The following is a 13,544-nucleotide window of genomic DNA, read 5'->3' as shown; positions in this document are numbered from 1 at the left end:
GCAAAGCTAGCGGGCAGGGCGCCGAATGCGCCATGGTGTAGCGGGGTCGTGGAGGGACTCCGGGTCGGTCATGAGCCGAGATATGTCCTGTACTCGGGACTCGCCGGCGAGCGCACGACCCTCTTCGGGTCGCTGTAGCGTTCTGCGGTCGTTCTCGATGGCGGAAACGGTGCAGATCCCCAGAGGGCCGTCGCGGTCGAACATGGTTGCCGAGCCCACCGCGACTCCGTCGCACGCGCGGTGGCTGTCGGCTTCCAGTCCGAGTTCGATCCCCTCCGGCAGTCTGGTCAGCGCCAGCGTGACGTCACCGTTGATGTATCCGATGCCCTCGGTGCCCATGTTGGTTACCAAATTGGTCAAGTCGGCGATCATTGCCGCACGCACGAGGGGGGTGGTCGCTTCTCCTGCGATCGCCGACCACCCTGTCGTCCAGATCCGTTTCCGATCAGAGGTTCGCCACGCCGGTCCTCCGTGCGGCAACGGCCCCCAGTCGGCATTCTCCCCACTGGTGCCGATCAACCGCTCGCCGAGATGCTCGGTCGGCGAGGGAGGCTCAGGGACGCGGGAGTCGACCCAATGCGCTCCTGCTGCGTTCCTCGATTTTCGGTAGAAAGCAACCGTGGCCCTGGCCACGGCTTCATCCGACTGAATCAATTCGGCTTCGACAAGTCGAATTCGGTTTCCCCACCGGATGATCCGTGAGCGAACATCGATCCGGCCCATCCTCACCGGACGAAAGAGATCCGCGGTCACTCGGGTGGCGAAGAATTCATCCTGCTTGTACTCACCCTCGATGGCGTGGGCAAGCAAACCCAGCACCGCCGGACCGGACACCATGTCCGCCGACCACCCGCTGATGGCGGCCGCCCTCGGCTCGTACCCCGAACCTGCACGAGCGAAGAACGGTTGAGCGGTGTGTGCCGATCTGGTCGCCTGTTCCGCGTCGAGCTGCGCGTCGGCTGTCACTTTCAGTTCCACAGCGTGGCGGCGTCGACCGCTTCGGTGGCCGGGGGGCCGGGTAGCCCGGGTTCGCTGCGGGAGAATCGCGGCGCGGGCCGGTGCTGGGTGACGCGGTCCAGTTCGACGAGGGATCCGCGGGCGGCGATGTGCGGGTTCTGGGGTGCCTCGGCGAAGGTCAGCACCGGGGTGGTGCAGGCGTCGGTGCCGTCGAAGATCGCCGCCCACTCGTCGCGGGTCTTGGTGAGGAACACCTCGGCGAACTGTTTCTGCAGTTGCGGCCAGCCGCTCCGGTCGTTCTGGGCCGGCAGATCGGCCGGGTCGAGACCCAGACCCTCCACCAGCAGTGCGTAGAACTGTGGTTCGACCGCACCGACGGCCATGTATCGGCCGTCCGCGGTTTCGTAGGTGTTGTAGTACGGCGCACCGGTGTCGAGCATGTTCACCCCGCGCTCGTCCGACCACCGGCCGATACCGCGGAAGCTCCACATCATGTGCGACAACGCCAGGGTGCCGTCCACCATGGCCGCGTCGACGACCTGTCCCTTGCCCGACGTGTGACGCTCGATCAGCGCGGCGAGGATGCCGAACACGAGGAACATCGAGCCGCCGCCGAAGTCGCCGACCATGTTCAGCGGCGGCACCGGGCGCTCGCCCTTCCTGCCGATCGCGTGCAGGACACCGGTCAGCGAGATGTAGTTGATGTCGTGGCCGGCCGTCTGGGCGAGTGGACCTTCCTGCCCCCAGCCGGTCATCCGGCCGTAGATCAGGCGCGGGTTGTGCGCCAGTGCGACGTCCGGGCCCAGCCCCAGGCGCTCGGTGACGCCGGGGCGGAAGCCTTCGATGAGCACGTCTGCCCGTTCGATGAGGCCGAGGACGAGTTCGATGTCGGCGGGGTCTTTGAGGTTCGCTTCCACGACGCGGCGGCCGCGGTGGGTCTGGTCGCGGGGCTGCCCGGCTGTCGGCAGCAGGCCGGCGCGCTGTACGCGGACCACGTCGGCGCCGAGGTCGGCGAGCAACGTCGCAGCGTGCGGGCCGGGACCGATGCCGGCGAGTTCGACTATGCGGACACCGGTAAGTGGCCCGGTGCCGGTGGTGGTCGCCATGAATTCTCCCTCTACCTCTGGGCGATGGAACGTGCTGTGACGCTGAATGTTCAGCCGACTCGAGCGGTTTGCGTGGTGGACAGCAGGGTGGGCAGTGCCCGAGCGAGGTTGCGCTCGTGGATCTGCGAGGCACCTTCGTAGATGCGCAGCGCCCGCACGTCACGCCACATGCGCGGCACCGAGTGTTCGCCCACGATGCCGGCTCCGCCGAGCACCTGGACCGCCCGGTCGGCCACGACGGATGCCATCTCGGTGCAATAGAGCTTCGCCGCCGAAATGCGATGCCGCGGCGGGGTGCCGGCGTCGAATTCGCGGGCGCAATCCAGGATCATCGACCGTCCCGCCTCGAGCTCTGCGTAGCTGCGACCGAGCATGGCCTGGACGGCCCCGAACTCGGCCAGGGGTTGCCCGAATTGCTCCCGCTCACCGGCGTGCCGCGCGGCCTCGGTGAGCAAGCGCGTGGCCTGACCGACGGCGGTGGCCGCGACGTGGGTGCGGGCCTGGTTGATCCCGCGCATGGCGTGCGTCATTCCCAGGCCTTCCGCCCCTCCGATCAGCCGGTCTGCGTCTACTCGCACCCCACGCAGACTGACCTCGGCGACGGGCCCCTCGGCGTGACCGTTCATCAACTCGGGCAACCGGGTCTGCACGCCGGGAGTGTCCCGATCCACCAGGAACGACGAGACACCGCCGTCCTCGGTGCGGGCGAACACCACCAGCACGTCCGCCCACCCGCCGTTGGTGATGTAGCGCTTCTCCCCGTCGATGACGTAGCCGCCACGCGTCCGGGTCGCGGTGGTCCGTACCGCGGACGCGTCGCTCCCTGCGTTCTCCTCGGTGAGCGCGAAGGCCATCACGCACTCCCCGGCCGCCATCGCGGGGAGGTACCTCTCGCGCTGCACGGCGGTGCCGTATTCGAGCAGGATCTGTGAGGCCAGACCGATGCTCGTCGAGAACCGCGACCGGTACACAGCCGACGACCGGGTGAACTCGAACGTCAGGAGCACCTGCTGCTCGACCGTCCACCCCAGGCCGCCGACGCTGGTGGGCAGGGTGATGCCGAACAGACCGAGCTCGCTCATCCGTCGGACGAGGTCCGGGGGCACCGCACCGGCGGCGACCATCTCATTCTCCCGCGGGATCAGTTCGTCGTCGGTGAAGTCGCGAATCACCTGCCGGTACGTCTCGAAGTCGAGGGTGCGGACCCGGGGATCGATCACGTGAATGCTCCTGTTCGTGAGGGCGAAAGCTCCTGCGGGACTGGATCAGAAACCGGCCGACTTGGCGATGATCGTCTTCATGACCTCGCTGGTGCCGCCGTAGATCCGCGAGACGCGGGTGTCCGCGTACAGCCGGGCGATGGGGTATTCGAGCATGTAGCCGTATCCGCCGTGCAGCTGCAGGCACTTGTCGATGATCTCGCCGGCGTTCTCGGTGCAGAACAGCTTCGCCTTGGCGGCATCGGCGACGCTCAGGTCGCCGGTCTCGTGCAGCTCGATGGCCCGGTCCACCATGGCCTGCGCTGCCTCCACCTTGGCGATGCATTCGGCGATGACGAATTTGGTGTTCTGGAAGTCGGCGACGGGCTTGCCGAACACCTTGCGGTCACGCACGTAGTCGGAGGCGAACGTGATGGCACCGGTGGCGGCGGCGGTCGTGGTGACCGCGATCATCAGGCGCTCCTGCGGAAGGTTGTTGGCCAGATAGCCGAACGCCGCGCCCTCTTCGCCGAGCAGATCCTCGACAGGAACCCGCACGTCAGTGAAGGAAAGCTCGGCGGTGTCGGAGGTGCGCATACCGATCTTCTCGAGCTTGCGACCCACCTCGTAGCCCTCGCTCGTGGTGTCCACGGCGAGGATGCTGAGGCCGGCGCGGCGGTTCTCCTCGGTGGCCGGGGAGGTGCGGCAGACGACGAGGACGCGGTCGGCTTGAACGCCTCCGGTGATGAAGGTCTTGGCGCCGTTGAGGATGTAGTGGGTGCCGTCCTCCGACAGCCGGGCGGTGGTCTTGATGCCGGCGAGGTCCGAGCCGGTGCCCGGCTCGGTCATCGCGATGGCGGTCATCATGTCCCCGCTGACGAACCCGGGCAGCCAGCGCTGCTTCTGTTCCTCGGTGCCGTAGGTGAGCAGGTACGGCAGCACCAGGCCGGTGTGCACGCCGAATGCACCGAAACTGACTGCGGCGCGGGCGGTCTCCTCGGAGAGCACAGCCTGGTACTTGAAGCTGGTCTCGCCGGCTCCACCGTAGGACTCGGGTACGGTCATCCCGAGCACGCCCAGCTTGCCGAGCTGACGGTAGAAGTCGCGCGGCACCATGCCCTCGCGCTCCCAGTCGGCGAAGTTCGGCGTGACCTGCGACTCGATGAAGTCACGGATGACTTTGCGGAAGTCTTCATGTTCCTGGTTGAACACGATGCGCTGCATGTCTTTTCCTTCTTTTGTGCGGACTAACGTGGACGGGTGTTGGGGAATGCGGCCGCGTCAGCCGAGGATTCGGGCGCGGTCACGGTCGGAGTTGACGGTGAGGAGGGCGATCACCGCGCCGATGACGGCGGCGATGCCGAAAATCTGGAAGGCCGAGGCGTAGCCGCCGGCGGGGGTGGCTGCATTGTCGACGATGACGCCGGTGAGGTACGGGGCGATCAGGCCGCCGGTGGCCATCATCGCCATGAACACGCCCAGCACGCCTGCCATCTGCTGCGGTGGGCAGATCTCCGAGATCGCGGCATTGAACAGCGGGATGATGACGGTGCCGACACCGTAGCCGATCGAGACGACCATCACCGCGACGATGGGCGTCTGGATGTACGGCATGGTGATCAGTGCGACGCCGCACAGCAGCAGTGCGATTCCCGGCACGATGCCGCGCAGCACCCGGGAACTGGCGCCGCGCACCAACAGCCGGTCGCTGACCGAGGTGCACAGGAACATGAAGAACAGTCCAGCGATGCTGGGGATCCCGAACATGGTGCCGGCCTGCACCCGCGAATAGCCCAGGCCGACCTCGAAGTAGGACGGCAACCACGTCAGCACGACGGTGACGAGAGCGTACATGGTGAAGACTGCGGCGAGCGCGCCGAGAAATGTCGGTGTCCGGAGGATCCGGGACCATGGCACCTTGGGGTCGGCGGTCGGCGCAGCGGTGTCGACGTTCGCGGCGGCCTTCTTGACGGGGCGCTTGCCGTAGGGCCCTCCTTGCCAGGTCACGAGCCACACGACGGACCAGACCACGCTGACCATGGCGAGGATGAGGAACGTGGATCGCCACCCCCAGTTCGCGACGGCCAGGGCCATCAGAGGGGCGATCAGAATTTTGGCGATCGACGCACCGGAAGCCAGGAAAGCGCCGGGCAGCCCACGCTTCTCTACGGGATGCCAGGAGTAGGCGCCGGTATGGATCAGCGCCCCCGACGGCCCCTCGAAGAATCCCAGCGCCATCCGGCTGATCAACAGCATCGTGAAGCCAGCAACGACCACCAGCGGCACCATCGACGCTGCCCAGGCCAGGCACAACAGCAGTAGCAGCCAGCGCAACGACATCCACTTGTGCAACACCCCGGCAAAGAAGCCGCCAACGGTGAATGCCAGGAAAAATGCACTGCCTACGAGCCCGATCTGGGCGGAGGTCAGACCGAACTCTGTGGCCAGCGGCTGGGCAACCAGCCCGAAGACGGCCTTGTCGGCCCAGTTGACGACGACCAACAGCACCAGAATTCCGGTGAGGCCCCAGGCCCGCACGCGGGACTCCCCTCCTACTTCGGGTGACACAACGGGGGAAACGTCCTGCTTGCTCGATGTCATTCTCATCGATCCTCTCGGGCAATGGCGACGGCTGCGCGGCGCGGAGACTCGGGGGCTCGGAGCGAACTGTGACGCGAACCACCCCGATTCGAAAAAGTAAATCATCATCCGGCATCAAAGGGCAATAGTTCACTGAAAGACGTCGACCACTTCTGGCGGTCACGCCTGTGAATTGGAAAAGCTGCTGCAAGACGGCAGGCCGAGCGTGGTGGACAGAATCTGTCGGGTCGTGTTAAGTAAATATCGATTCGATCAGAGAGGAGTCAGATGTGACTCGCAAGGTCCACGTCGCCGGAGTCGGGATGATCCCGTTCACCAAGCCCGGCAAGAGCGAGAACTACAACGTCATGGGTGAGACCGCTGCCCGCGCAGCATTGCGTGATGCCGGCATCGAGTACTCCCTCGTTCAGCAGGCCTACGTGGGGTACGTGTACGGCGACTCCACGGCCGGCCAGGCCGCGCTGTACGGAGTCGGCCTGACCGGAATCCCGGTTTTCAATGTCAACAATAACTGCGCCACCGGTTCGTCGGCGCTGTACCTGGCCCGCCAGGCCGTCGCCAGTGGTGCCGTCGAGTGCGCTCTGGCGGTCGGGTTCGAACAGATGAAACCCGGTGCGCTCAAGCGGGTCTGGGACGACCGCCCGGCGCCGATGTTCCGATTCGACAACCTGATGACGGAGATTCAGGGCGTCGACGAGACGTCCCCGCGCGCGGCCCAGCTGTTCGGCGGCGCGGGCGTTTCCCACATGCAGAAGTACGGCACGAAGCCGGAGACGTTCGCGAAGATCTCGGTCAAGGCCCGCAAGCACGCTGCCCACAACCCCAATGCCGTCTTCCGTGACTTGCTCACGGAGGAGCAGGTGCTCGAGTCGCCCCACATCTTCGGCCCCTTGACCAGATACCAGTGCTGCCCACCGACCTGCGGCGCCGCAGCGGCGGTGGTGTGCAGCGAAGAGTTCGCCCGCAAGCACGGGCTTGCGGCGGACGTGGTGATCGAGGCGCAGGCCCTCACGACCGACACCGCCAGCACGTTCGAGGACCGGGACATGATGAAGGTGGTCGGCTACGACATGACGGCAGCGGCCGCCGCCCAGGTGTACGAGGCCGCGGGCATCGGCCCCGAGGACGTACAGGTCGTCGAACTGCACGACTGCTTCTCCGCCAACGAGCTCATCACCTACGAGGGACTGGGTCTGACCCCCGAGGGCACCGCCGAGAAGTTCATCCTCGACGGCGACAACACCTACGGCGGCCGCGTGGTCACCAACCCCTCGGGTGGTCTGCTCTCCAAGGGCCACCCGCTCGGCGCCACCGGACTGGCCCAGTGCGCCGAACTCGTGTGGCAACTCCGCGGTCAGGCGGGGGCGCGTCAGGTGGAGGGTGCGCGGATCGGCCTGCAGCACAACCTCGGTCTCGGCGGCGCGTGCGTCGTGAGCGTCTTCAAGAAGGTGGATTGACATGGCTCTCGACTCCGCCGTCGTCGGCAAGGTGATCCCCGGTCACGAAGTGGTCGTCGAGCGCGGACGTCTGCGCTTCTTCGCGCAGGCCATCGGCGAGACCAACCCGATCTACTTCGACACCGAGGCCGCCAAGGCGGCCGGGCACCGCGATGTACTCGTGCCGCCGACCTTCCTGTTCTGCCTGGACATGGAGAAGCCGGACCCGTTCGCCCTCATCCGCGAACTCGGGATCGACATGCGGTACGTGCTGCACGGCGAGCAGGCGTTCAAGTACCACTCGCCGGCCTATGCCGGCGACACGCTGGCCTACAACGGCACAGTCACCGACGTGTACTCGAAGAAGAACGGAGCGTTGGACTTCCTCGTCCGAACGGTCGACGTCACCCGCGACGGTGAGCCGATCGCCCGCCTCACCAACACCCTCGTCGTCCGAAACCCGAAGGCGGAAAAATGAAAACAGGCGACTCCCTCCCGGAATTGCAGCTCGCCGGCATCAGCCGCACCACGCTCGCGCTCTACGCCGGCGCGTCCGGTGACCACAATCCGATGCACATCGATCTCGACGTCGCGCGCTCCGGTGGCATGGACGACGTGTTCGCCCACGGCATGCTGTCGATGGCCTACCTCGGCCGACTGCTGACCAATTACGTTCCTCAGGAACGACTCTGCTCCTACGGCGTACGATTCGCCGCCATCACCCCGCTGCACGCGAAGCCGACGTGCACCGGAACCGTGACCAAGGTCGAGGACGGCCTGGCCCATCTGGACCTCACCGTCACCCTCGCCGACGGAACGGTCACCCTCCGCGGCGACGCCGTCGTCGCCGCCTGACCTTCGCCACACCACCGAAAGGAAGTCCCGCTCATGGGCAAGCTCGACACCAGGACAGCCATCGTCACCGGATCCGGCCGCGGCATCGGCCGTGCCATCGCCATGAAGTTCGCGGCCGAGGGCGCCAGCGTCGTCGTCAACGACCTCGACCCGGGCCCGGCCAAGGAGACGGTCGAGGAGATCGTCGCAGCCGGCGGTAAGGCCGTCGCCAGTATCGGTTCGGTCACCGAGGAAGGCTTCGCGGACCGCTTCGTCGCCACCGCCGTCGACACCTTCGGCGGCCTCGACATCATCGTCAACAATGCCGGCTTCACCTGGGACAACGTCATCCAGAAGATGACCGACGAGCAGTGGGACACCATCCTGGATCTGCACCTGAAGGCACCGTTCCAGATCCTGCGTGCCGCGCAGCCGTACATCAAGGCGAACCCGACCGACTACCACCGCAAGGTCGTCAACATCTCCTCCAACGCCGGTGTCGTCGGCAACGCCGGCCAGTCCAACTACGCCGCCGCCAAGGCCGGCATCATCGGACTGACCAAGACCCTCGCCCGCGAGTGGGGCCGCTACCGGGTGAATGTCAACGCGGTCGCCTACGGCCTGATCAACACCCGCCTGACGGAGGCGTCGGCGGACGGCAACGCCACCATCGACGTCGAAGGCCGGGAGATCAAGGTCGGCGTCAACCCCCAGCTGCTCGCCGCAGCTGAGCGGTCCATCCCGCTGGGCCGGGCCGGCCGTCCCGACGAGGCAGCGGGCGCAGTGTTCGCCCTGTGCCTGCCCGAGACCGACTACGTCAGCGGCCAGTGCCTGGTTTGCGACGGCGGCAGCCGCTAACTATCCCCGACAGGAGGGGTCCCCATGTACTTGACTCAGTCACTGCATCGCGCGGTGCAGCAACGCCCGAACCAGCCCATGACCGTGTGCGGGGACCGCATCCACACCAGCAGCGAGACCGGAGACAGGGTCGCCCGCCTCGCGGGCGCTCTGCTCGGTCTCGGTCTGGGGGTCGGCGACCGCGTCGGCATGCTGTCGCTCAATTCCGACCGGTACCACGAGTACTTCTTCGCTACCTGGTGGATAGGCGGCGTGGTCAACCCGCTCAACACCCGCTGGAGCGCCGCCGAGATCGCGTTCGCCCTCGAAGACTCGCAGACGACGGTACTGCTGGTCGACGACACCTTCGTACCGCTGCTGGACGAGATGCGCACACTCTTCCCGTCGCTGCGAGCAGTGGTGCACTGCGGCGACCAACCGACACCGGACGGGCTTCTCCGTTACGAAGACCTGGTCGCCACCGCGGAACCCGTCGAAGACCTGCGCGTGGGCGGAGACACCCTGGCAGGGATCTTCTATACCGGTGGTACCAGCGGCCGCCCCAAGGGCGTCATGCTCACCCACCTCAACCTGATGACCGCGAGCCTCGGGTCGCTGGCCGCCAATCACACCGCCGTCGCAGGCGGCCGCGCCCTGCTGTCCGCACCCATGTTCCACCTCGCTGCACTGGCCAGCTGGAACGGCCAGAACATTGCCGGTGGCATCCTGGTGATGTTGCCGTCGTTCGAACCGGCCGCGGCGCTGCGACTGATCGAAGAGCGGCGGATCAACTCGATGCTGTTGGTACCGACCATGATCCAGATGCTGCTGCGCCACCCGGAGCGCGAGATCCGCGACCTGTCCAGCATCACCGCAATTCAGTACGGCGCGTCCCCGATCTCCGAGACCCTGCTACGCCAGGCCCAGCGCGCCTTCCCGAAAGCTGATTTCGTGCAGGGTTACGGGATGACCGAGGCCGGCCCCGGACTCACCTCGCTCAGCGCCGACGACCACCACGCGGCCACCCGGCTCAATTCGGCCGGTCGGCCGATGGGTCACGTCGAGGTGCGGGTTGTCGACGACCGAGGCAACGAACTCCCCCGCGGCGAGGTCGGCGAGATCATTGCCCGTGGCGGCAACATCATGACCGGTTACTGGAATCGACCGGAAGAGACCGCGGCGGCGCTGCGCGACGGCTGGCTGTACACCGGCGACGGCGGCTACATGGACGAGGACGGCTACCTGTTCGTGGTGGACCGACTGAAGGACATGATCATTTCCGGGGGAGAGAACGTGTACTCGACCGAAGTCGAGAATGCTCTCGCCTCTCATCCCGATGTGGTGCAGTGTGCGGTGATCGGTGTTCCCGACGATCGGTTCGGCGAGCGGGTGCACGCGTTTCTGGTGATGAAACCGGGCACGTCACTGACCTGCCACGACGTGCGAGCCCACGCCAAGAAACTGATCGCCGGGTACAAGTCGCCACGGAGCATCACGATCGTGGAGCAGATGCCGGTCTCGCCGGCTGGCAAGATACTCAAGAGAGAACTCCGCCGGCAGTTCTCCGACCTGGCCGACCGCACCGCGCACTGACACCCCGAGGCTGCAATGACGATCGACACATCGGACGACACACCTGCTGTCGAGCCGTCCGCCAAGAAGACGCCGCGGCCGCGCAACCGTAAAGCGCAGATCATCACGGTGGCCCGAGAGCAATTCGGGAGACGCGGCTACCACGGGGTGAACATGGAGGACATCGCCTCCGCGGTGGGAATCACCGCGGGGGCGCTGTACCGCCATTTCCCGAACAAGCAGGACCTTCTGGCACAGGCGATACTCAATGCCGCCTCGTCGATCACGGCCACCCTCGACGACGTCGACCCCGAGGACTCGGCCTCGAACTGTCTGGCCCTGTTCCGCTACTGCCTCGACAACGATTTCCGCGCGGTCCTGTTCGACCAGGAAGCCCGCCACCTCGCTCCCGAACGCCGGGCCGAGGTGCGGACGGCCGTTCAGTCGGTCCCGGCACGCATCGCCGACGCCCTCCGCTCCGAACGCCCCGACCTCACCACTGCGGACGCCGACTTGCTGGCCTGGGCCATGTCGAGCGTCGCCCTCAGTCCAGCCCGGCACCGAACGACCTTGCCGCGCAAACGCTTGGAGAGCCTGCTGCTGGAGCTGTGCGAACGGCTGCGGAGCGCTCCGATCCGGCACGACGAGGAGATACCTGCCGAGGAGGCATACGTCTCCGGCTTCGCTCACGCTTCCCGTCGTGAAACCCTGTTGACCGCCGCCATCTCCCTGTTCCGGCGGCGCGGCTACCAGTCGGTGACGATGGACGACATCGGCGCCGCCGCGGGGATGGCGAGTTCGAGCATCTACACCTACTTCGCCGGCAAGGCCGAGGTGCTCCAGGCGATCCTCGTCCGAGGCACCGAGTCCCTGCGGATGGGGTTGGTCCAGGCGCTTGCCGGTGCGCGCTCCCGCGAGGACGCGCTCGCTCTGGTGGTGCACTCGTACGCCTCGGCCGTGTCGGCACCCGACAGTGCCATCGGCATCCTCATCGAGGAGTCGACGAATTTACCCGAAGAGGCACAGTCGCAGTCCCGCACGGCTCAACGCGAGTACATCGACGAGTGGGTACATCTCCTCGGCACCGACACCCACGAGACCCGGACTACCGTGCTCGCCGCAATCGGGTTGGTCAACGACCTTTCCCGGTTGCGGCACCTGCACACCCGACCGCGCTACCGAGACGAAATCGAGGAACTGGCCCTTCGGGTACTGGGAGTCCGTACCGCCTGATCACCCACCGCCGAGGCCGACCACGGCGATCATCAAGGGCAGGAAGACGATGATCAGGATCGCGCCGACGATGTCGAAGGATATTCCGCTTCGGATCATCGTGGTGATCCGGACGGCTCCGGAGCCGTAGACCACGGCGTTCTGCGGCGTCGAGACCGGCAGCATGAAGCCGAACGACGCGGCGAACGTGGCCGCGAGCGCAGGCACGAAGGGGTTGACCCCGGCCGCCAACGCCACCGGGATCACGATCGGCACCACGACCGCCGCCGACGCCGTGTTGCTCGTCGTCTCCGATACGGCGATGGCCAGCAGCACGGCGAACACGGTGATGGCGACGACGCTCGTCAGGCCCAGCGAGTCGGCGACGGAGGTGCCGATCGTCTCGGCGAGTCCGGTGTCGGCGAGCAGTGCGCCGAAGATGATGCCGCTGCCGAACAGCACGATCGTGCCCCAGTCGATCTCTGCGGCGTCCCGCCAGGTCAGCGTGAACTCGCGATTCTCCCAATCGGTCGGCAGAAGGTAGAGCAACGCCGCCCCGAAGACTGCGACCATGCCCTCGTCGAGTCGGTCACTGATCGTGCTGTAGAGATCCGAGTCGTTGCCGGCGATCACCGCGACGACACCGGGCAGGATCCACAGCGTCACCGTGACTCCGAACGCGATGAGCGTGTTCTTCTCCGCACGCGACAGCGGACCCATTTCCGCGCGCTGCTCCGCCAGGTAGTCGGCGACGCCTTCGATGCGACGGATCTCCGGTTTGTTGATGCGCAGCAGGATGATGGCGAGCGCGATGAACATCAGCAGGCAGATCGGGATGGCCATCACCATCCATTGCCCGAAGCTGATCCGCTCCCCCGTGGCCTCCTCGATGAGCCCGCGTCCGATGAGATTGGGTGGGCTCCCGACCGGCGTCAGCAGGCCGCCCACGCTTGCGCTGTATGCGAGCATCAGCATGATCGCGGCGCCCACCCTGACGCGCAACGGGTCGAAGTCCTCGGCGACGACGCCGCGGCGCTGCATGAGCTTCGCGATGACGCCGAGGATGCCCAGGGCGGTGGGCAGCAGCATGGCCACGGTCGCGGTGTTGGATACGAACGCCGAGAGTCCGCACGTGATCGCGCCGAACGCGACGATCACACCGGTGGTGGACTGGCCGACACGCGGCAGGGTCAGTATCCGAAACGCGAAGCGCCGTGCGACGCCATGCTTGAGCATCGCCTGAGCGAGGATGAACGCTCCGATGAACGTGAAGATCGTCGACGATCCGAACGCGGCGAGAACTTCGTCGGCCGGCGCCACGCCCAGAAACACCACGATCGCCACCCCGAGCAGCCCGCCGATCGGGATCGGCACCGCCTCGGTCACCCACAGCACGATGACGCCGAGCAGCACGCCGGCCAACGTCTGCTGGTTGGGCGGTATGTCGATCGGCAGGGCGAGGAACGCGATCGTGATCAGCGGCGCCAGAAAGAGCCCGATCGTGCGGCGGCCCTTCTCGAATCGCTCCTCGGCGGGTGACAGCTGCTGTTCGCCGAGGCTGCGATAGGTGGTGTGCCCGAGCAACGCCTTGTCGACGTCGGTGCGGTCGCCCTGGTTCTCGGCTGTCATGGTCCCTCCCCTGCGACACGGATTGGTACGGAAGTAGTACCCAACAACGAACGTCCTAGTCGTTGAAGCAGCATGTTTTCTCCCGGACGGGGCAGCACGACCGACGCCTAGTAGTACTTTGTTAGGTAGGGAAGGTGTGGTGGCACAGTGGGCAGGTACCG

12 protein-coding genes are annotated in these 13,544 nt (G+C 66.3%); 6 read left to right on the top strand and 6 right to left on the bottom strand.

Going from position 1 to position 13,544, the window contains the following annotated elements; translation table 11 throughout:
* Positions 1–6: 6 nt before the first annotated feature.
* Genes QM806_RS37835 through QM806_RS37815 form a run of 5 tightly spaced genes read right to left on the bottom strand, consistent with a single transcriptional unit; the run spans position 7 to position 5,863 of the window.
* Positions 7–966 carry an acyl-CoA thioesterase domain-containing protein gene (locus tag QM806_RS37835; RefSeq protein WP_282958585.1) on the bottom strand — a complete coding sequence of 320 codons (960 nt, stop codon included), beginning with the start codon at positions 964–966 and terminating at the stop codon, positions 7–9.
* A gap of 2 nt (positions 967–968) precedes the next feature.
* Positions 969–2,063 (bottom strand): CaiB/BaiF CoA transferase family protein, encoded by a 1,095-nt coding sequence (locus tag QM806_RS37830; protein ID WP_005568440.1) that lies wholly within the window; start codon positions 2,061–2,063, stop codon positions 969–971.
* A 50-nt stretch (positions 2,064–2,113) separates the two neighbouring features.
* Entirely contained in the window at positions 2,114–3,283 is a 1,170-nt protein-coding gene (locus QM806_RS37825; RefSeq protein WP_005568442.1) for an acyl-CoA dehydrogenase family protein, read from the bottom strand.
* Positions 3,284–3,328: 45 nt separating this feature from the next.
* Complete coding sequence (locus QM806_RS37820; protein WP_167117170.1) at positions 3,329–4,486, bottom strand: acyl-CoA dehydrogenase family protein; 1,158 nt, start codon at positions 4,484–4,486, stop codon at positions 3,329–3,331.
* Between the two features lie 57 nt (positions 4,487–4,543).
* Positions 4,544–5,863, bottom strand: coding sequence for an MFS transporter (locus QM806_RS37815; protein WP_206032565.1), 1,320 nt, complete (start codon positions 5,861–5,863; stop codon positions 4,544–4,546).
* A gap of 269 nt (positions 5,864–6,132) precedes the next feature.
* Here QM806_RS37815 and QM806_RS37810 point away from each other — a divergent pair, with 269 nt between their 5' ends.
* From QM806_RS37810 to QM806_RS37785, 6 genes are read left to right on the top strand one after another with little or no spacing between them, the layout of a single operon-like run.
* Positions 6,133–7,320: a lipid-transfer protein gene (locus tag QM806_RS37810; RefSeq protein ID WP_283294817.1), complete on the top strand. Its 1,188-nt coding sequence runs from the start codon at positions 6,133–6,135 to the stop codon at positions 7,318–7,320.
* A 1-nt stretch (position 7,321) separates the two neighbouring features.
* Positions 7,322–7,777, top strand: a complete 456-nt coding sequence (locus QM806_RS37805; protein WP_005568450.1) for a MaoC family dehydratase N-terminal domain-containing protein — start codon at positions 7,322–7,324, stop codon at positions 7,775–7,777.
* Positions 7,774–8,154: a MaoC/PaaZ C-terminal domain-containing protein gene (locus QM806_RS37800; RefSeq protein WP_005254397.1), complete on the top strand. Its 381-nt coding sequence runs from the start codon at positions 7,774–7,776 to the stop codon at positions 8,152–8,154. The genes QM806_RS37805 and QM806_RS37800 overlap by 4 nt, the downstream gene beginning before the upstream one ends.
* Before the next feature lie 33 nt (positions 8,155–8,187).
* Positions 8,188–8,991 (top strand): SDR family NAD(P)-dependent oxidoreductase, encoded by an 804-nt coding sequence (locus QM806_RS37795; protein ID WP_005568451.1) that lies wholly within the window; start codon positions 8,188–8,190, stop codon positions 8,989–8,991.
* A 24-nt stretch (positions 8,992–9,015) separates the two neighbouring features.
* On the top strand, positions 9,016–10,563 hold the full coding sequence (locus QM806_RS37790) for an acyl-CoA synthetase (protein ID WP_182624316.1): 1,548 nt from the start codon (positions 9,016–9,018) through the stop codon (positions 10,561–10,563).
* 15 nt (positions 10,564–10,578) lie between these two features.
* Positions 10,579–11,775 (top strand): TetR/AcrR family transcriptional regulator, encoded by a 1,197-nt coding sequence (locus tag QM806_RS37785; protein WP_005568453.1) that lies wholly within the window; start codon positions 10,579–10,581, stop codon positions 11,773–11,775.
* Here QM806_RS37785 and QM806_RS37780 read toward each other — a convergent pair whose 3' ends face one another.
* Positions 11,776–13,383, bottom strand: coding sequence for an SLC13 family permease (locus QM806_RS37780; RefSeq protein ID WP_065492411.1), 1,608 nt, complete (start codon positions 13,381–13,383; stop codon positions 11,776–11,778). It abuts the gene before it with no gap.
* Positions 13,384–13,544 lie beyond the last annotated feature (161 nt).

The organism is Rhodococcus sp. IEGM 1351, assembly GCF_030056875.1.
In the GTDB taxonomy this organism is placed as follows: Bacteria; Actinomycetota; Actinomycetes; order Mycobacteriales; family Mycobacteriaceae; genus Rhodococcus_F; species Rhodococcus_F opacus.
Note: the sequence above shows the minus strand (reverse complement) of the source record. Positions and strands in the feature narration are given on the sequence as shown.